General features: G+C 67.8%; 20 protein-coding genes and 1 tRNA gene. 11 read left to right on the forward strand and 10 right to left on the reverse strand.

Annotated features, from left to right (window positions below; translation table 11 throughout):
- Positions 1–11 precede the first annotated feature (11 nt).
- Complete coding sequence (regB, locus tag LC039_RS10610; protein WP_226623959.1) at positions 12–1,400, reverse strand: sensor histidine kinase RegB; 1,389 nt, start codon at positions 1,398–1,400, stop codon at positions 12–14.
- Positions 1,401–1,528: 128 nt separating this feature from the next.
- On the opposite strand from regB, the gene LC039_RS10615 reads away from it, so the two are divergent.
- Entirely contained in the window at positions 1,529–2,155 is a 627-nt protein-coding gene (locus tag LC039_RS10615; RefSeq protein ID WP_226623960.1) for an SCO family protein, read from the forward strand.
- Positions 2,156–2,261: 106 nt separating this feature from the next.
- Positions 2,262–2,807, forward strand: a complete 546-nt coding sequence (locus LC039_RS10620; protein WP_264179520.1) for an ActR/PrrA/RegA family redox response regulator transcription factor — start codon at positions 2,262–2,264, stop codon at positions 2,805–2,807.
- 105 nt (positions 2,808–2,912) lie between these two features.
- Here the strand turns inward: LC039_RS10620 and LC039_RS10625 are convergent, their stop codons facing one another.
- Together LC039_RS10625 and LC039_RS10630 are read right to left on the reverse strand one after the other, a co-directional pair.
- Positions 2,913–3,350, reverse strand: coding sequence for a GNAT family N-acetyltransferase (locus LC039_RS10625; RefSeq protein ID WP_226624340.1), 438 nt, complete (start codon positions 3,348–3,350; stop codon positions 2,913–2,915).
- Between the two features lie 47 nt (positions 3,351–3,397).
- Positions 3,398–3,991, reverse strand: a complete 594-nt coding sequence (locus LC039_RS10630; protein ID WP_226623963.1) for an HD domain-containing protein — start codon at positions 3,989–3,991, stop codon at positions 3,398–3,400.
- A gap of 177 nt (positions 3,992–4,168) precedes the next feature.
- Here LC039_RS10630 and ahcY point away from each other — a divergent pair, with 177 nt between their 5' ends.
- Positions 4,169–5,554 (forward strand): adenosylhomocysteinase, encoded by a 1,386-nt coding sequence (gene ahcY / locus LC039_RS10635; protein ID WP_226623965.1) that lies wholly within the window; start codon positions 4,169–4,171, stop codon positions 5,552–5,554.
- Positions 5,555–5,892: 338 nt separating this feature from the next.
- On the forward strand, positions 5,893–7,242 hold the full coding sequence (locus LC039_RS10640; RefSeq protein ID WP_226623967.1) for an esterase-like activity of phytase family protein: 1,350 nt from the start codon (positions 5,893–5,895) through the stop codon (positions 7,240–7,242).
- Positions 7,243–7,306: 64 nt separating this feature from the next.
- Here LC039_RS10640 and LC039_RS10645 read toward each other — a convergent pair whose 3' ends face one another.
- Both LC039_RS10645 and LC039_RS10650 read right to left on the reverse strand, forming a co-directional pair.
- Positions 7,307–8,872 (reverse strand): alanine/glycine:cation symporter family protein, encoded by a 1,566-nt coding sequence (locus LC039_RS10645; RefSeq protein ID WP_226623969.1) that lies wholly within the window; start codon positions 8,870–8,872, stop codon positions 7,307–7,309.
- A gap of 17 nt (positions 8,873–8,889) precedes the next feature.
- Positions 8,890–9,327, reverse strand: a complete 438-nt coding sequence (locus LC039_RS10650; RefSeq protein WP_226623971.1) for a universal stress protein — start codon at positions 9,325–9,327, stop codon at positions 8,890–8,892.
- Positions 9,328–9,589: 262 nt separating this feature from the next.
- Between LC039_RS10650 and LC039_RS10655 the strand changes: the two genes are divergently transcribed.
- Entirely contained in the window at positions 9,590–9,931 is a 342-nt protein-coding gene (locus tag LC039_RS10655) for a DUF2853 family protein (protein WP_226623973.1), read from the forward strand.
- A gap of 228 nt (positions 9,932–10,159) precedes the next feature.
- On the opposite strand, the gene LC039_RS10660 is transcribed toward LC039_RS10655, so the two are convergent.
- The 5 genes from LC039_RS10660 to tsaD form a co-directional block, all read right to left on the reverse strand.
- On the reverse strand, positions 10,160–10,552 hold the full coding sequence (locus LC039_RS10660; protein ID WP_226623975.1) for a DUF1761 domain-containing protein: 393 nt from the start codon (positions 10,550–10,552) through the stop codon (positions 10,160–10,162).
- A gap of 72 nt (positions 10,553–10,624) precedes the next feature.
- Positions 10,625–11,044 carry an EVE domain-containing protein gene (locus LC039_RS10665; protein WP_226623977.1) on the reverse strand — a complete coding sequence of 140 codons (420 nt, stop codon included), beginning with the start codon at positions 11,042–11,044 and terminating at the stop codon, positions 10,625–10,627.
- A 10-nt stretch (positions 11,045–11,054) separates the two neighbouring features.
- Entirely contained in the window at positions 11,055–11,327 is a 273-nt protein-coding gene (locus LC039_RS10670) for a YciI family protein (protein WP_226623979.1), read from the reverse strand.
- 2 nt (positions 11,328–11,329) lie between these two features.
- Positions 11,330–12,289: an NAD(P)H-dependent glycerol-3-phosphate dehydrogenase gene (locus tag LC039_RS10675; protein ID WP_226623981.1), complete on the reverse strand. Its 960-nt coding sequence runs from the start codon at positions 12,287–12,289 to the stop codon at positions 11,330–11,332.
- Entirely contained in the window at positions 12,286–13,365 is a 1,080-nt protein-coding gene (gene tsaD, locus LC039_RS10680) for a tRNA (adenosine(37)-N6)-threonylcarbamoyltransferase complex transferase subunit TsaD (RefSeq protein WP_226623982.1), read from the reverse strand. The genes LC039_RS10675 and tsaD overlap by 4 nt, the downstream gene beginning before the upstream one ends.
- Positions 13,366–13,452: 87 nt before the next feature.
- Here tsaD and LC039_RS10685 point away from each other — a divergent pair, with 87 nt between their 5' ends.
- From LC039_RS10685 to LC039_RS10710, 6 genes are all read left to right on the forward strand, one after another.
- A complete protein-coding gene (locus LC039_RS10685) occupies positions 13,453–14,253 on the forward strand; it encodes a uroporphyrinogen-III synthase (protein ID WP_226623984.1) in 801 nt (266 codons plus the stop codon).
- 13 nt (positions 14,254–14,266) lie between these two features.
- Positions 14,267–15,769 (forward strand): COG4223 family protein, encoded by a 1,503-nt coding sequence (locus LC039_RS10690; protein WP_226623985.1) that lies wholly within the window; start codon positions 14,267–14,269, stop codon positions 15,767–15,769.
- Between the two features lie 18 nt (positions 15,770–15,787).
- On the forward strand, positions 15,788–17,380 hold the full coding sequence (locus LC039_RS10695; RefSeq protein WP_226623987.1) for a heme biosynthesis protein HemY: 1,593 nt from the start codon (positions 15,788–15,790) through the stop codon (positions 17,378–17,380).
- Positions 17,381–17,425: 45 nt separating this feature from the next.
- Positions 17,426–17,501: transfer RNA gene (locus LC039_RS10700), tRNA-Thr, on the forward strand.
- Between the two features lie 308 nt (positions 17,502–17,809).
- Complete coding sequence (locus LC039_RS10705; RefSeq protein ID WP_226623989.1) at positions 17,810–18,184, forward strand: CidA/LrgA family protein; 375 nt, start codon at positions 17,810–17,812, stop codon at positions 18,182–18,184.
- A complete protein-coding gene (locus LC039_RS10710) occupies positions 18,181–18,897 on the forward strand; it encodes an LrgB family protein (protein WP_226623991.1) in 717 nt (238 codons plus the stop codon). The genes LC039_RS10705 and LC039_RS10710 overlap by 4 nt, the downstream gene beginning before the upstream one ends.
- Positions 18,898–18,906: the final 9 nt, after the last annotated feature.

Genomic DNA, 18,906 nt, shown 5'->3' on the forward strand with positions numbered 1-18,906 from the left:
AGCATCGCTGCTCATGCATCGAAGCTGGGGTTCTCTCCGAGCGGGGTGCCCGGCGCCGCCTCGGGGGCGGCGATCGCCTCGCGCGGCCAGACCAGTTCGACCACCGCGCCACGGCGGGTGCCCGGCGGCTCGGGCGCGGTCGGATCGGAGCCATTGGCAAAGCTCAGCTCGGCGCCGGAGCGCTCGAGCAGGGTCTTGGCGATGAACAGCCCCAGCCCCATGCCCTCGTACTCGGGGCGGGCGCGGCGCTCGGCCTCGGAGCGGCGACGACGGATCATCGGATCGCCGATGCGGCCGATCAGCTGTGGCGGAAAGCCGGGCCCGTCGTCGATGATCCGCACGGTGATCCTGTCGGCGTCCCAGCCGGTCTCGATCCAGACCTGGCTGCGGGCGAAATCCACCGCGTTCTGCACCAGGTTGCGCAGCCCGTGGATCACTTCGGGGTGGCGCAGGACCTGCGGCATGGGCAGGTCGGTCTCGCCGATCGGCTCCAGTGTCACCTGCTTGCCGCGGTTCTCATGCGGCTCGGCGGCCTCGCGGATCACCTCGGTCAGCGGCGCGCGGCGCAGGTGCAGGTCGTCCTTCCCGGCCCGGCCCATGGAGCGCAGGATATCGCGGCAGCGGTCGGCCTGCGCCCGGATCAGCCGCGCGTCCTCCTGCAGCTCGGGAAGGTCGTCGAGTTCCTCGATCAGCTCGGCCGAGGTCAGCTTGATCGTTGCCAGAGGTGTGCCCAGCTCATGCGCCGCGGCGGCCACCACGCCGCCCAGGTCGTTGAGCTTCTGCTGCCGCGACAGCGCCATCTGCGTGGCGTTCAGCGCATCGGACATGGCGTTCATCTCGGTGGTGACCCTACGCGCGTAGACCGACAGGAAGACCAGCGCGATGGCCACGGCGACCCATTGCCCGAAGACGAAGAGATCGGGGATCTGCAGCACCTCGCCCTCGACCGTGTGCAGCGGCACATGCACGAAGACCATGCCCGAGATCAGCAGGAAGGCGGTGACGTTGAGCACGATGGTCGAGCGCAGCGAGAGCATCACCGCCGAGACGGTCACCGGCCCCAGCACCATGACCGAGAAGGGGTTGTGCAGCCCGCCGGTCAGATAGAGCAGGAAGCAAAGCTGCAGCAGGTCGAACATCACCATCAGGAAGTTCTCGGCTTCCGACAGGCGCTTGGTTTCCGGGAAGATCAGGCTGGCGACGAGGTTGCCCATCACCGAGATGCCGACCGCGAGGTAGCACAGGCCAAGCGGCAGCTGCAGGTCGTAGATCGACTGCGCCACCACCAGCGCGGCGATCTGACCGACGATCGCCACCCATCGCAGCAGGATCATCGTGCGCAGGCGGATGAAGGTGCTGCGCTCTTCCTGCCAGGGCAGGTCCAGGTCCGTCGGGCTCATGTCGTTGCCTTCTATTGCGCGCGTTCCGCGCTTGATCCCCGGGGGGCAATTGGTAGGTGTGGCAGTGTCATGTCCGGGGCGGGGATTTGCAATGCGCCCCGCCCCGCCGCCGCAAACAGGAGACCGCCATGAAACCCGCCACGCTTGTCGCCCTCGTTGCCGCCGGTGGGCTTGTCGCGCTTTCAGCCGGGGTCTGGGTGGCGACGCAATGGGGCCGCGGCGACGATCCCTTCGCCGATTGCCGCGAAGGCGTGGTCGCGGGCGGTGCCGGGGCGATCGGCGGGCCGTTCGAGCTGGTGCTGCCCTCGGGCGAGACGGTCACCGACGCCGAGGTCATCACCGAGCCGACGCTGCTCTATTTCGGCTATACCTTCTGCCCGGACATCTGCCCGCTGGACAATATCCGCAACGCCGACGCGGTCGATCTGCTGGCCGAGGCGGGGTATTCGGCGACGCCGATGATGATCTCCGTCGATCCGGCGCGCGACACGCCCGAGGTGATGGGCCAGTATGCCGCCAACATCCACGAGAAGATGATCGGGCTCACCGGCTCCGAGGCGCAGATCGCTCAGGCCGCGAAGGCGTACCGCGCCTACTACAAGAAGAACGACGACGACCCCGAGTTCTACTCGGTGGACCATTCGGCCTTCACATACCTTGTGCTGCCGGGCACCGGATTTGCCGAGTTCTTCCGCCGCGACGTCTCGCCGGTGCAGCTTGCGGAGCGCACCACCTGTTTCATCGACCACATGTGAGCCGCAAAGCGGCGCTGCGATTTGACCGCATGTCGCGGGCGGGATAAGAGAATTTCCTAGGCGGCGCTTTCTGCCGCTGGACAGGACGGGGGCCCCCGTGGCGGAGCTGACAGAAGACGACCTGGGCGAAGATCGCTCGTTGCTGCTTGTCGATGACGACGAGCCTTTCCTGAAGCGCCTGGCCAAGGCCATGGAAAAACGCGGCTTCGAGGTTGAGACCGCCGAGACGGTCGCGGCCGGCACCGCCATCGCCAAGGCGCGCCCGCCGGCCTATGCCGTGGTCGACCTGCGGCTCGAGGACGGCAACGGGCTCGACGTGGTCGAGGTGCTGCGCGAACGCCGCCCCGACAGCCGCATCGTCGTGTTGACCGGCTATGGCGCCATCGCCACCGCCGTCGCCGCGGTGAAGATCGGCGCCACCGACTACCTGTCGAAACCGGCCGACGCCACCGACATCACCAACGCCCTGCTTTCGCGCGGCGACGATCTGCCGCCGCCGCCGGAAAACCCGATGAGCGCCGACCGGGTGCGCTGGGAGCACATCCAGCGGGTCTACGAGCTGTGCGACCGCAACGTCTCGGAAACCGCGCGCCGGCTCAACATGCACCGCCGGACGCTGCAGCGGATCCTCGCGAAACGCTCGCCGAAATGAGTGGAGCGCCCTCTCGGGCGCTGCCTCCGGCGGGGATATTTCTGCCTAGAAGAAATCAGGGGCCGCGCTTCGCGAGGGGCGCGGCTTTCGAGTGTTCAGCGGCACTCAGAGATCGTAGCGCTTGAGCACCTTGTCCACGGTGCTGCCGTCGCCGAGGCGGTGGCCGCGGATATGGCCGTAGTCCTCGAAGCCGCGGCTCTGGTAGTAGATCAGCCCGCTTTCGTTGTCGGCGCGGATCTCGGCATTGATCCAGGTGTACCCCTCGGCGCGGCAGGCGGTGCGCGTCGCCTCGAAGAGCGCCGTGCCGGTGCCGAGCCCGGTGCGTCCGACCCGCGCGAAGCTGGCGATCTGGGCCACGCGTGCGCCGTGCTGCGGGTGCGGCTCGACCCATTGGAAGCCGAGCAGCGCGCCGCACTCGTCCTCGGCGACATGCCAGATCGCGCCAGGGGTGCGCATCCAGGCGCGCAGCTCTGCGCCGCTGACCGGCGCGGTCATCGCGTTGGTGCCGCCCCGGGCGATCACCTCGTTCAGCAGCTCGGCCATGGGGCGGGCATCGAGCGCCCCGGCGCGGCGCACGGAGATCGGCGCGCTCACAGCTCGGCCAGCAGCTCGGCGTGGCGCGCGGTATAGGCGCGGCGGACCTCGACCGGCGGGCGCAGGTGGATGTCGAGCCCCTCGATCAGCGCGGGTTCGGGGCGCTTGAAGAAGCGCGAGGCCTCGGCTTCGGAAAAGCCGGCGATCTGTGTCGCCTCCATCCAGGCCGAGACATTGTCGGCCTTCTTGATCTGCTTCTTGAGGCGGATGCTGGGGGCCGAGGCCAGGCCGAAGCGGATGTGGATCGCCGCCGCCAGCCGTTTGTCGAGCTCGCCGTAGCCGGGACCGACCGCCGCCTTCACCGGCGAGATCATGTCGCCGATGACATATTCCGGCGCGTCGTGCAGCAGCGCAAAGAGCTTCTCGGCGGGCTTGGCGTTGGGACAGATCCGGCAGAACAGCGTTTCGACCAGCAGCGAGTGCTCGGCGACGGAATAGGGGAAGTCGCCCATCGTCTGGCCGTTCCAGCGAGCGACGAAGGCGAGGCCGTGGGCGATGTCCTCGATCTCGATGTCCACCGGGGTTGGGTCCAGCAGGTCGAGGCGGCGGCCGGAGAGCATGCGCTGCCAGGCGCGGGGCTGTTTCGGCATGGGCTCAGCGGCCTGCGCTTGGGGTGGCGGGGGCGGGGATCATCTGGCTGCGGCCTCTGGCGAATTCTCTGGCGGATTATGTTTCCGTTTGCCCCGAATAGTGATCGACGTTGCGGGGCATAGCAAGGGATGCTACCTCGCGGGGCAATCCCGATATTGGAATTGGAGCGCCGGAACATGGCTGAAGACTATATCGTCAAGGACATCTCGCTGGCCGACTTCGGCCGCAAGGAACTCGACATCGCCGAAACCGAGATGCCGGGCCTGATGGCGTGCCGCGCCGAGTTCGGCGAGGAAAAGCCGCTGACCGGCGCGCGTATCGTCGGCTCGCTGCACATGACCATCCAGACCGCCGTGCTGATCGAGACGCTGGCGGCGCTGGGCGCCGACGTGCGCTGGGCGTCGTGCAACATCTTCTCGACCCAGGACCACGCCGCCGCCGCGATCGCCGCGGGCGGCACGCCGGTCTTCGCGGTGAAGGGCCAGACGCTGGAAGAGCACTGGGACTATCTGGACCGCTCGTTCCAGTTCCCCGAGGGCGCGAACATGATCCTCGACGACGGCGGCGACGCGACGCTCTACATCCTGCTCGGCGCGCGCGCCGAGGCGGGTGAGGACCTGGGCGTGCCGACCTCGGAAGAGGAAGAGGTGATCCACGCGCAGATCAAGAAGCGGATGGAGCTGAGCCCCGGCTGGTTCGCCAAGACCCGCGACGCGATCATGGGCGTTTCGGAAGAGACCACCACCGGCGTGCACCGCCTGTACGATCTGCAGAAGAAGGGCCTGCTGCCCTTCCCGGCGATCAACGTCAACGACTCGGTCACCAAGTCGAAGTTCGACAACAAGTACGGCTGCCGCGAGAGCCTGGTGGACGGCATCCGCCGCGCCACCGACGTGATGCTGGCCGGCAAGGTCGCCGTGGTCTGCGGCTACGGCGACGTGGGCAAGGGCTCGGCCGCTTCGCTGGCCGGCGCCGGCGCACGGGTGAAGGTCACCGAGGCCGACCCGATCTGCGCCCTGCAGGCAGCCATGGACGGCTTCGAGGTGGTGCTTCTGGAAGACGTCGTCGCCGACGCCGACATCTTCATCACCACCACCGGCAATAAGGACGTGATCCGCATCGAGCACATGCGCGAGATGAAGAACATGGCCATCGTCGGCAACATCGGCCACTTCGACAACGAGATCCAGGTGGCCTCGCTGAAGAACCACAAGTGGACCAACATCAAGGATCAGGTGGACATGATCGAGATGCCCTCGGGCAACAAGATCATCCTGCTGTCGGAAGGCCGCCTGCTGAACCTCGGCAATGCCACCGGCCACCCGAGCTTCGTGATGTCGGCTTCCTTCACCAACCAAGTGCTGGCGCAGATCGAGCTCTACAAGAACGGCTCGGCCTACGAGAACAAGGTCTACATCCTGCCCAAGCACCTCGACGAGAAGGTGGCGCGTCTGCACCTTGATCGGGTGGGGGCGAAGCTGACCCAGCTCTCGACCGAGCAGGCATCCTACATCGGCGTGACGCCGGAGGGCCCGTTCAAGCCCGAGCACTACCGCTACTGATTTCGAGTCTGTTTCAGGCTTTTTGCGACGCCCCGCCATCTGGTGGGGCGTCTTTCGTTTGGAGCACATTGCGCTGATCAGTCCGGAGACAAGGCCGAAGGCCGCCGGGCGAGCGCCTGCCCGTCCCGGCAGGCTGGCGCTCTGTCATGCTCGTACAACGCACGGGTGTCACAAGGATTTGGCGGGATAAAGCGCAGACCTCAACAGGCGAAGTGCCACCCCACGGGCAGGCGCTCGCCCGGCTCCCCACTTTCACCGCCCCGTCACATCACGGCCATGTGAGCTTTACGCAAGAGCGGTAGCAGCGGCGCATCGCAGCATCCTTGAGGAGATTCACGATGCGTCTTTCGCTGTCCGTTCTCGCGCTCGCCAGCGCGCTTGCCGCGCCCGCCCTGGCACAGGACGTCTTTCCGGCCAAGCTCGCCGGTCACGCCTACCTGCCCGCCCTCTCGCTGGTCGAGCCGCCGGCAGACGCGCCGCGCGATGCCTGGCTCTCGGGCAAGTTCACCGGCGGTGCGCGCGTTGAGCGGGCGATGAGCGTCGAGGGCAACACCGGCAAGAACTACGGCAACCACGGCACCGGCATCTCGCTGCCGTTCATCGGCCAGCCGGTGCAGGGCATGTCGGGCTTTGCCATGACCCGCGCCGAGGATGGCAGTTTCTACACGCTGACCGACAACGGCTTTGGCTCGAAGCGCAACTCGCCCGACGCGCTGCTGTTCTTCCACCGCATGGCCCCGGATTTCGAGACCGGCAGCGTCGAGCGCCGCGAGACCGTCTTCCTGTCGGACCCCGACCATAAGGTGCCCTTCCGGATTGCCTATGAAGGCACCGAGAGCCGCTACCTGACCGGTGCCGATTTCGACACCGAGTCGATCCAGGTACTCGACGGCGAGGTCTGGATCGGCGACGAGTTCGGGCCCTACCTCATCCGCGCCGGTCTCGACGGCGTGGTCCGGCAGGTCTTCGCCACCGAGCTCGATGGCGCGGAACTGCACGGGCCGGACACCTACAGCGTCTACGTCCCCGCCGAAGCCGGCACCGACTACCAGGTGCAGCGTTCGGGCGGCTACGAGGGCATGGCGCTGCAGCCGGGCACCGACCTTCTCTGGGCGATGCTGGAAAAGCCGATCCTGATCGAGGGTGGCGAGATCGAGGGCCCGTTCCTGCGGGTCATCGCATTCGACCCTAATGCTGGGGAATGGACCGGCGAGAGCGTGAAGTTCCAGCTTGCCGAGGGCGCCACGGCGATCGGCGATTTCAACTTCATCGACGAGACCCGCGCGCTGGTGATCGAGCGCGACAACGGCGAGGGTGACATGGCGATGGCCTGCGCCGAGGGGGCGACCGAGACCGCCGACTGCTACCCGAACCCCGCCAGAGTGAAGAACATCGTGCTGGTCGACATGGCGCAGACCGACGATGAGGGCTTCATCCGCCGCATTGGCCAAATCGACTTGCTGAACATCGCCGATCCGGGCGCCAAGGCGCTGGACGGCATGGGCGCGGGCGGCGAGACCTTCAGCTTCCCGTTCTTCACCATTGAGGACGTGATTGCGGTGGACGAGAGCCACATCCTCGTGGCCAACGACAACAACCTGCCCTTCTCGGGTGGCCGGGTGCCGGGCGAGGCGGCGCACAACGAGTTCATCCTGCTCGAAGTGCCGGAGCTGCTGGCGGCGAAGTAAGGCTGCCGGGAACGAGAAAGGGGGCGCCGGGTGGCGCCCCCTTTGCGTTGCGGTTGGGGGTCGATCAGGCGTAGCGCTTGATCTCGCCCGACTTCAGCCGCGTCTGGTAGCTGTTCAGCTCGGCCTTCACGATCGGCATCAGGAAGTAGAGGCCGATGATGTTGATCAGCGCCATGGCGAAGATCGCCGCATCCGAGAAGTCGATCACCGGGCCGAGGTTCATCGCCGCGCCGATGATGACGAAGATGCAGAACAGGATCTTGAAGCTCAGCTCCTGGAACTTGCCCTCGCCGAACATGTAGGTCCATGCCTTGAGCCCGTAGTAGCTCCAGGAGATCATCGTCGAGAAGGCGAAGAGGATCACCGCCAGCGCCAGCACGTAGGGGAACCACGACAGCGCCGAGCCGAAGGCCGCCGAGGTCAGCGCCACGCCCGACACGTCGCCCAGGGTTTCCACGCGGCCCAAATCGGCGTTCCAGATGTAGTTGCCGGTCTCGGGGTCGATCTGCAGCACGCCGGTGATGACGATGACCAGCGCGGTCATGGTGCAGATCACCACGGTGTCGATGAAGGGCTCGAGCAGCGACACGAAGCCCTCGGTGATCGGTTCCTTGGTGCGCACCGCCGAGTGGGCGATGGCGGCCGAACCGACGCCTGCCTCGTTCGAGAAGGCGGCCCGCTTGAAGCCCTGGATCAGCGCGCCGACGAGACCGCCGGCCACGCCGAGCCCGGTGAAGGCGCCGTCGAAGATCTGTCCGAAGGCCCAGCCGATCTTGTCGAAGTTCATCAGCAGGATGATCAGCGCCGTGCCGACGTAGAGCACGCCCATGAAGGGCACGACCTTCTCGGTCACCTGGGCGATGCTCTTCAGGCCGCCGATGATCACCGCGAAGACGATGGCCGCGAAGATCACGCCGGTGATCCAGCCCGGGTAGTCGCCGATGATATTGGCGAGCTGCGCATGCGCCTGGTTGGCCTGGAACATGTTGCCGCCGCCGAGCGAGCCGAGCACGCAGAAGATCGAGAAGATGATCGCCAGCACCGAGCCGAGCCCGCCGAAGCCACGCTCCGCCATGCCTTTCTTGAGGTAGTACATCGGCCCGCCCGAGACGGTGCCGTCGGGGTATTCGTTGCGGTATTTCACGCCGAGGGTGCATTCGGTGAACTTCGACGCCATCCCCATCAGACCCGCGAGGATCATCCAGAAGGTCGCGCCGGGTCCGCCGATCGAGACGGCCACCGCGACGCCGGCGATATTGCCGAGCCCGACGGTGCCCGAGAGCGCCGTGGCAAGGGCCTGGAAGTGGCTGACCTCGCCGGCGTCATTGGGGTCGGAGTATTTGCCCGACACCAGCGCGATGGAATGCGGGAAGGCGCGGAACTGCACGAAGGCGAAGTAGAGCGTGAAGATCGTCGCGGCCACCACCAGCCAGAGCACGATCCACGGGAAGGACGTGCCGGGGAAGGGGGCGAAGATGAAGTTCACGAAGGGGCCGGTGACGGAGCCGACAACCTCGTTGATCTTTTCGTCGACGCTGTGCGCGGTCTCCTGAGCCTGCGCAGGCAGGGCGGCAAGCGCCGCGCCAAGGGCCGGCAGGGCGGCGCGAAGGGCGAATTGATTGGGTTTCATAAGGGGTCTCCAGCGGCTCATGGCACGATGACGGTCGGCACGGGGGCGATCTGCGAAAGCCCCAGCGGCACGGACCCGAAGATGCGCGCGGTCATGGATTGGGTGCCGGATCGGCCGACGAAGATCATGCTGGCCTTCTCTTCGGTTGCGATCTCGGCCACCAGTTCCACCACCGAGCCGTAGCGGATGCGGCAGTCGCCCTCGAGTCCCGCCGCGCTCACCTTGGCGAGCGCCGGATCGAGGATCACCTCCTTGGCCCGCGCCAGCTCTTCCTTGCGGCGGGCGTGGCGCTCTTCCAGCTCTTGAGGGGTCAAGAACTTGTAGGGCGACCATTCAAGGATATGGACGAGCAGCAATGCCGCATCGTCCTTCTTGGCCCGCGCGATCGCGTAATCGAGCAGGCCGTCATCACCTTCCTTGTTCTCGTAGGCGACGACAAACGTCTCTGTTGCCATTGGAATTCCCCGGTTTCTGCGTTCTGAAAGCCGTCCGCTGTGCCCGTTTTCCGGATCTTCACGGCCCAGTGCTCTCTGGCCCATGCTGCGGGCGACGTCACGGGTTTGTCACTAAAAAAAGCTTAATGGGATGCCGTTACGTAATGCGGTGCGAGAAAACAGGCGATTTTCTTCTCTTTATCAACAATCAGGGCCGACTATAGTCGGCGCAGGAACGGCCGTGACGGTCGTGCCGGAACATGCAGTTGCAAGGGAGAGTGACATGGGCAAACGGGACGAGCTGATCGAGAAATACGCCGGCGACCTGCGCGACAAGTGCGGCATGGAGCCCGACATGGACCTGCTCACCAAGGTCACCATCGGGTGTGGCCCATCCATCTACGATGCCGATGCCTCGACCGTCGCCGCCAGCCAGGATCACGAGCTGGAAACGGTGAAGGACAACTTCCTGGTCAAGAAGCTGGGGCTCGAGGACGGGCCGGAGCTGATGGATGCGATCCATGCGGTGATCGAAACCTACGGGCACTCCGAGCGGAACAAGTACCGGGCGGTGGTCTACTACATGCTGGTGAAGCATTTCGGCAAGGACGGCGTCTACGCCTGAGAGACCTGTAGAATGCGAGGCACTTCCGCTTTGCGCTGGCGCTGCGGACGTGCGATTTTGGGGCTCGGCCAGAACGGTCGGATCCAGTTTCTCCGAGACGTGCGTGGGAGCACGCGGGGTGGTGCAGGGGTCCGGCCTTTGGCGGACCCCTGTTTTCTTTGGGGGGTCTCCCGAAGACTTCTCCAGATCGAGCGCGCCGCAGCACGCGCGTCAGAGCCGCGCCGCGGCTCAGAAAAGCCCCAGAACCAGCCCGATCACCGCGCAGCCGAAGGTGGCGTAGCCGCCGTCGATCAGGGTGAGCGCGACGGGTCGCTGCCCGTAGGCGTTGTTGATCATGATCCAGGGCGCGATGAAGAACAGGCCGATCCCCAGCCCCGCAACCAGCCCGGCCCCGGCGCTGGTGATCCCGGCCATGTGAAAGATGTGCCGCATCATGCCCGCCACCAGCAGCATCGCCACCGCCGACAGCACGAAGGGCAGGGGGCCGGTGCTCTTAGGCTTGCCGGTCTCGTCACAGGCGATGCCCGCAGCCGCGAGCCAGGGTTTCGACAGGGTCATGTACCAGCCCGCGCCGAACAGCCAGCCGGCCAGAGCCGAGACGATCACGCTGATGAATTCCATGGCAGCCTCCCTCGCGCACGAGGAAAGCCTGCCGCAAAGCCGGTGTGCTGCCTAGCGGCTTTCGGCGCCGGATCAGCGCTTCAGGCCACCCTTGGCGCAGATATGCGCGAACTCGGCCTCGGTCACCGGCTGCACCGACAGGCGCGATTGCTTGATCAGCGCCATCTCCGAGAGCGCCGGGTCACCCTTGATCTCGTCGAGCGTGACCGGGGTCGGCAGCTTCTCGATCGCCTTGATGTCCACGCATTCCCAGCGTGGGTCATCGGCCTTGCTGTCGGGATGCACCTCGGCGCAGATCTCGACGATGCCGACGACGGCCTTTTCCTTCTGCGAGTGGTAGAAGAAGCCGCGGTCGCCGAGCGTCATCTCGCGCATGTAGTTGCGGGCCTGGTAGTTGCGGACGCCGTCCCATTCCTCGCCCGCCTCGCCCTTGGCGACCTGGTCCTCCCAGGACCAGGTCGAGGGCTCGGACTTGAAGAGCCAGTATCTCATCGCACAACCCTCAGCCGATGACCTTTTTCCACGCGGTCAGCGTGACGCTCTCGAACAGGCCCGCCAGCGCATAGGGGTCCTTGTCGGCCCAGTCCTGCGCCGCGGCCATGTCGGCGACGTCGAGGATCACCAGGCTGCCCGCCATCTCGCCGGCGTCATCCAGCAGCGGGCCGGCCTGGGACACGACGCCGGTGCGCTCGATGTAGGCGAGGTGTTCGGCGCGGGTGTCCTTGCGGATCTGCAGGGCCCCGGCTTTGTCCTTGGCAACGAGAGCGACGAGCATGGTTATTCCTCCTTCAGGGGTCTGGAAAGAAGCTCATCGAGAGCTTCGGAAATGGTGACCTTGCCTTCGGTCAGCGCGGCGACAACGCCCGAGACCGGCATCGGGATCCCGTTGCGCGCGGCGAGGGCGGCGACGGCGCGCGCGGTGGCGGCGCCCTCGACCGTGACCGACGGATCGAACCCCTCGGCGCGGCCGAGCGCCATGCCGTAGCGGTAGTTGCGCGACAGGTCCGAGGTGCAGGTGAGCGCCAGGTCGCCAAGGCCGGAAAGCCCCGTGATCGTCTCTGGTTTCGCCCCCAGGTGCACCGCGAGCCGGGTCATCTCGGCAAAGCCGCGGGTCATCAGCGCGGCGCGGGCGCTGTCGCCGAAGCCGGCACCGATGCAGGCACCGCAGGCGATGGCCATGACGTTCTTCAGCGCGCCGCCGACTTCGGCGCCGGTGACATCGGTGCTGCGATAGAGCCGCAGTGTCTTGGTCGAGAGCACGTGCTGCAGCACCAGCCCCGCCTCGGCGTCTTCGCAGGCCAACGTCAGCGCCGTGGGCAGGCCGCGCGCGATGTCGGCGGCAAAGCTCGGGCCGGTGAGGATCGCGGGCAGGGCGCCGGGCTTGGCGTTGGCGATGACATGGCTCGGCCCCTCGCCGGTGGCCAGATCGATGCCCTTGCAGCAGGCGACCAGCTTCTGCCCGTCGAGCGGGTCCGAAATAGACCCCAACACAGCGGAAAGCGTCTGCATCGGTACTGCCAGAAGCAGCGTCTCGGCACCGGCGGCGCGGGCGAGGTCGGCGGTGATCTCGATGCCCTCGGGCAAGGTCACTCCGGGCAGGCGGCCGGTCTCGCGGGTCCGCGCCATCTCGGCCATTGTGACTTGGTTGCGTCCCCAGAGCATGACCTGCCGTCCGTCGCGGGCCAGCGCCACGGCCAGCGCCGTACCGAAGGCGCCCGCGCCGAGAACGCCGATCATGCCTTGGCTCCCTTCTTCCCCGAGCCGAGCAGCGGCGCCGCGGCCTTGTCGAGCGGCCAGCGCGGGCGGGCGGCAAGGCTCATGTCCGAGACCTCGCCCGCCGCCAGCAGCTCGCCGCCGGCGTAGGCGATCATCGCGGCATTGTCGGTGCAAAGCCGCAGCGGCGGCGCGGTGAAGGCCACGCCATGCTCTTCGCAAAGCGCTTCCAGCGCCCCGCGCAGGGCCTTGTTGGCAGCAACGCCCCCGGCCACGGCCAGCGCGGGCTCGGCGGGGTTTTCCTCGAGGTAGGCACGCATCGCGCGGCGGGTCTTCTCGGCCAGAACGTCGCGCACCGCCGCCTGGAAGCCGGCGCAGAGGTCCGCCACGTCCTGCCGGTGCAGCCCGCCCTGCTCGTCGATCAGCTTGTCGCGCATGCGCAGCAGCGCGGTCTTCAGGCCCGAGAACGACAGGTCGCAGCCCTCGCGGTCGAGCAGCGGGCGCGGGAAGCGGAAGCGCTTCTCGTCGCCGGATTTCGCGGCCTCCTCGACCGAGGGGCCACCGGGCTGCGCCAGCCCGAGCAGGCGGGCGGTCTTGTCGAAAGCCTCGCCGGGCGCGTCGTCGATGGTGCCGCCGAGCCGTTTGAACTCCTGCGGGCCGCGCACGATCAGGAACTGGCAGTGCCCGCCCGAGACCAGCAGCATCAGGTAGGGGTAGGCGAGCCCGTCGGTCAGCCGCGGTGTCAGCGCGTGGCCGGCAAGGTGGTTCACCCCGATCAGCGGCTTGCCAATGGCCGCGGCGATGCCCTTGCCCATCATCACGCCCGAGAGCACGCCGCCGATCAGCCCGGGGCCCGCGGTCACCGCGATGGCGTCGAGCTCGTTCACCGGCACCCCGGCCTGCACCAGCGCCTGTTCGATGGCGAGATCGAGTTTCTCGGCATGGGCGCGGGCGGCGATCTCGGGCACCACGCCGCCGAAGGCCGCGTGCAGCTCGGCCTGTCCGAGCACCACCGAGGACAGGATCTCCTGCCCGCGCAGCACGGCGGCGGCGGTGTCGTCACAGCTGCTTTCCAGCCCGAGAATCGTCAGTTCAGGCATCGGCACATCCGTTGCATCCCTTTGGTCCTGCAGCTACCACCAGAGCAGGGTCCTCACAATCCCGGGCCCCGCAATCCCGGAGCAAGGATGCCAGATTCTCAGCCCCTCCTGCTGCTCACCCGCCCGCGCGCGGCGTCGGAGCGCTTTCTCGGGGCGCTTCGTGACGGCGGCGTTTCGGGGTTCACGCCGGTCCTCAGCCCACTGATCGAGGTCGAGACCACCGGCCCGCTGCCGGAGATGACCGGGGTGACGGGGCTCATCTTCACCTCTGCCAACGGCGTGCGCGCCTATGCCGGACTGGGCGGCGAGCCGCTGTCGCTGTGCTACGCCGTGGGCGAGGCGACGGCGCGGGCGGCGCGCGACATCTGCATGGACCCGAAGGTGGCGCAGGGCGATGCCGCGGCGCTGCGGGCGCTGGTTCTGGAGGAGGCCCCGGGCGGCCGGCTGCTGCACCTGCGCGGCACCCATGCGCGCGGCGATCTGGCGGCGCGACTCACCGCGGCCGGGCAGCCCTGCGCCGAGGCGGTGATCTACGACCAGCCGACTCGTCGCTTGAGCTCCGGGGCTGTGTCGGCCCTTCGTGGTCAACTCCCGGTGGTCGTGCCGCTTTTTTCACCGCGCAGCGCCGCGGTTTTTGCCGCCGCGGCGCGGGACGTTAACGCTACCGCGCCGCTTTTCGCCGCTTATATGAGCGCGGAGGTGGAAGCCGCCCTCTCTGGCCTCTATGTTCTCGACTCAGAGATTGTTTTGCGACCCGACGCCGGGCTCATGCGTAAGTCGGTGGAAAAGCTTCTAGAAAGCGCGCGATCGCTTGTGGAGCGTGGCGGGTCCGTGAAAAGTTATGAAAGTGACGTGAGGTCCGGTAAGGGCCCGCAGGCGACAGATTGAAAGGGTGGACCGCGTGGCCGACAAGAAGAAGCCTCTAGACGACGCCAAGGACAAGCTCGAGGGGGACAAGCCGGAGGAGGGCAAGCTCCCGGAGGCTGAGACTCCCGAGACCGAAACCACCCCGGAAGACAGGCCCGGAAGCAGCGACGAGACCTCCTCTGCCGACAGCGTGGCGGGCGAGGGCGCGGACACGCTCGGCGACGAGGTAAAGAACGCCGCCGGGGCCGAGAGCCTCGAGGCGGATGCCGATGATACGCTGCCCGCCGAGACCCCCGAGACGCTCGAGGGCGCGGATGGCGACGACACCGTCGCCCAGGAGGCCGCGCAGGAACCGGCGAACTCGATGGAATCGATCCACTCGGTCGGCGAGGCGGTCGAGCTCGACAGCGAGACGGATGTCGGCAAGGACGCCGATACGCTGATCGCCGGGGGCGAGGACACCGTCGCGGCGGAGGCGCAGAGCTTTGAGCCCGCCGCGGCAGCCGCCGTGCCGCCGCGCGAGGTGGTCCGCGAGACCGTGGTCGAGCGCAAGGGCGGCTTCGTGCCCATGGCGCTCGGCGGCATCATCGCGGCCGCCCTAGGCTGGGGCGCGTCGAGCTACCAATCCGGCAGCTACCCCTTCGGAGACGGCGGCGCGGGCTTCGAGGCAGAGACCTCGGCGGCGCTGGCGGCCCAGTCCGAAGAGATCGACGCGCTGAGCGGCACGGTTGCCGAAACCGCGGCGCAGGTAGGCGGCATCGACCTGTCGGGGCTGGAAACCTCCACCGCCGATCTCGGCGCCCGCATGCAGGCCGCCGAGGGCTCCGCAGCCTCGCTCAGCGAGCAGGTGGCGCAGCTGCAGACCCGCATCGAGGACATGCAGAACCAGTGGCTTTCGGAGTCGGTCTCGCCCGAGGCCATGGCCGCCTATGAAAAGGCGCTTGCCGACGTGCGCACCGCGATCGAGACGCAGCGCGCCGAGGTCGAGCAGATGACCCAGGAGGCGATGCAGGCCCGCGAGGCGGCCTCGGACCAGGCGATGGTCGCCGAGTCACGCTCGGCGCTCGCCGATGTCGAGACCGCGCTGCGCGACGGCACGCCCTATGCCGGTGCGATCCAGACCATGCAGGAGAACGGTGTCGACGTGCCCGAGGGGCTGAGCGCCCCGGCGGGCGACGGCGTGCCGACGCTCTCGGCGCTGGAAACGGAGTTCCCGCCGGCCGCGCGCGATGCGCTCTCGGCCGCGCGCCGGGCGGAGTCGACCACCGAGGACACCGCCAGCCGCGTCACCACCTTCTTCGCCAACCAGCTTGGCGCGCGCTCGGTCGAGCCGCGCGCGGGCGATGACCCGGATGCCGTGCTGTCCCGCGCCGAGGCGGCGCTGCGCTCGGGCGATCTCGGCACCGTGCTGAGCGAGCTCGCGGCCCTGCCCGAGCCGGCCCAGGCCGAGCTGGCCGAATGGACCGCCCGCGCCGAGACGCGCAAGGCGGCACTCGACGGCGCCGATGCCGTTGCACAGACACTGAACCAGAACTGAGGGTAAGGGATCGTTTTCATGCTTTGGTCACTTCTGAAAATCGTTCTCTTCGTCGCCGCCGTCGCGGGGCTGACCCTCGGGGCCGGCTACCTGATGGAAAGCCAGGGCGGCATCCAGGTCACCGCCGGCGGGATGGAATTCACCCTCGGGCCGCTGCAATCGGTGATCGCCGCCATCGTGCTGGTCATCGTGCTCTGGGTGGTCTTCAAGCTGGTCTCGCTGCTTATCGCGGTGCTGAAGTTCATCAACGGCGATGACACGGCGCTGTCGCGCTATTTCGACCGCAACCGCGAGCGCAAGGGCTACCAGGCCATGTCCGAGGGGCTGCTGGCGCTGGCCTCGGGCGAGGGCAAGCTCGCCATGGCCAAGGCCCAGAAGGCCGAGCGCTACCTGCACAAGCCCGAGCTGACCCAGCTGCTGACCGCGCAGGCCGCCGAGATGACCGGCGACTCGCGCCGCGCCGAGGAGGTCTACAAGAAGCTCATCACCAACGAGCAGACCCGCTTCGTCGGCATCCGCGGGATGATGAAGCAGAAGCTCGCCAAGGGCGACACGGATACGGCGCTGAAGCTGGCCGAGCGCGCCTTTGCCCTGAAGCCCAAGCACGAGGAAATCCAGGACGTGCTGCTGCAGCTTCAGGCCGCCAAGCACGACTGGCAGGGCGCGCGCAAGACGCTCTCGGCCAAGCTCAAGCACGGCGCGCTGCCGCGCGATGTCTACCGCCGCCGCGACGCGGTGCTGGCGCTGTCGGAAGCCAAGGACATCATGGACGAGGACAAGCCGATCGAGGCCCGCGAGGCGGCGATTGCCGCGGCCAAGGGCTCGCCCGACCTGATCCCCGGTGTCGCCATGGCGGCGCGCTCCTACATCGCGCAGGAAAAGCCCAAGCTGGCGACCCGCATCCTCAAGAAGGCCTGGTCGGTGCAGCCGCACCCGGATCTCGCCGCCGCCTTCGCCGAGATCGCGCCGAACGAGACTCCGGCGGCGCGGATGAAGCGGTTCGGCACGCTGACCTCGGTCAACACCGAGCACCGCGAGACCAAGCTGCTGAAGGCCGAGCTGGCGCTCGCCGCCGAAGACTTCCCCGAGGCGCGCCGCGCCGTGGGCAACCTCGCCGAGACCGAGCCGGATGCCCGCGTGCTGACGGTGATGGCGGCGATCGCCAAGGGCGAGGGGGCCGAGGAGCCGGTGGTGCGCGGCTGGCTGGCCAAGGCGCTGCTGGCGCCGCGCGGCCCGCAGTGGGTCTGCGACAAGTGCAACCACATCCACGCCGAATGGGGCCCGGTCTGCGCCAACTGCGAGGGTTTCGACACGCTGAGCTGGCGCACCCCGCCGCAATCCGACGTGGCCCCCGCCGGCGCCGAGATGCTGCCGCTGATCATCGGCTCGCTCGAGGACCGCAGCGCCGAGGCACAGGCGGAAAAGGACGCCGCGCAGGAGGCCGAGGCGGCACCGGAGGTGCTGCGACCGAGTCCGGAGGCCACCCCGGACTCCGCCTCTGAGTCCGGCGCCGCGTCGCCTGGGGCGAAGAACGATGTGCCGGACGCCGAGACCGTCGAGGACACGGTCGAAAGCGGTGCGGTGGAGCGCGAGCCCGAGAAGGCAAAATAGGCCTTTTCCTGCGGCGGCCTCGGTGCTAAGAGGCCGCCCACCAGTGCCGCTGTAGCTCAGCTGGTAGAGCACGTCATTCGTAATGATGGGGTCGGGGGTTCGAGTCCCTTCAGCGGCACCACGGTTCTTCCGAAAGCACTTCCGGAGACCGCATGAGAGAAAAGGCCACCCAGAGCGGGTGGCCTTTTTCGTTTGAGCGACGGGTTTTATGCGTCAGCTGCGCGGAAGAGGAAGAGGAAGAGGGGGCTCTGCCCCCGTCGCCTATGGCGACTCCCCCGGGATATTTGAACCTAGGCGAAAGGGCGGGCGCGCTGCCTGTTTCCGCGGCAGGGGCGCGGGGCATTGCCGCGGCGCGGGCTTCCGCCCTCTCGACTTGCCCCTGGGTCAGCCGTTAGGTGGCGGCATGCACCACCACCAAGAGGTCAGCCCATGCCCGCCATCGTCTCCGGAATCATCACACTGCTGCTCTTCCAGCTCTGCGGCGAGGTGATCTCGCGCATGTTTTCCCTGCCGCTGCCTGGGCCGGTGCTGGCGATGGTGGCGATGGTGATCGGCATGGCGCTCTCGGAACGGCTGCTGGCGCTGATCCGGCCGGTGGCGAGCTTCCTGTTGCAGAACCTCTCGCTGCTCTTCGTGCCGGTGGGCGTGGGGGCGGTGGCACGGCTGTCGGACCTGTCGGCGCATGCGCTGGCCATCGGCGTGTCGCTGATCGGCTCGACGCTGCTGGCGATCTGCGTCGGCGCGCTGACCTTCGAGCACGTGGCGCGGCTCACCGGCAATGTCGACGAGGAGGAGGAGGCATGACCGACCCGCTGCTGATCTGGTCCTACCTCGAGAGCGGGCCGCTGCTCTGGCTCACCGCCACGCTGGTCGCCTATTGGATCGGCGACCGCATCTTCCGCCTGTCGCGCGGCAAGCCCTGGTTCAACCCGGTGCTGCTGTCGGTGATCGTGCTGGGCACGCTGCTGCTCGCCACGGGCACGCCCTACGAGACCTATTTCGAGGGTGCGCAGTTCGTCCACTTCATGCTCGGCCCGGCGACTGTGTCGCTGGCGCTGCCGCTGCACGCCAACCTGCGCCGGGTGCGCAAGGCGGCGCTGCCCATGGCGCTGGCGCTGCTGGCGGGCTCGCTGACCGCGGTGGTGTCCGCTCTGGGTCTGGCCTGGCTGCTGGGGGCGGACTTCGGCCTGCTGGCCTCGCTGGCGCCGAAATCGGCGACCGCGCCGGTGGCGATCGGCATCTCGGAAAAGCTCGGCGGCGATCCGGCGATGACCGCGGTGCTGGTGCTGATGACCGGGATGATCGGGGCGATCGCCGTGACGCCGATGCTGAACGCGCTGGGGCTGCGCGACTGGCGCGGGCGGGGCTTTGCCACTGGCGTCGCCGCTCATGGCGTGGGCACCGCGCGGGCGCTGCAGGTCAACCCCACCGCCGGGGCCTTCGCCGGGATCGGCATGGGGATGAACGCGGTGCTGACCGGCCTGCTGGCACCGCTGGTGCTACAGCTCTTCCGCTAGGCAGAGGGC

The organism is Alloyangia pacifica (assembly GCF_020524285.1).
GTDB lineage: Bacteria > Pseudomonadota > Alphaproteobacteria > Rhodobacterales > Rhodobacteraceae > Salipiger > Salipiger pacificus_B.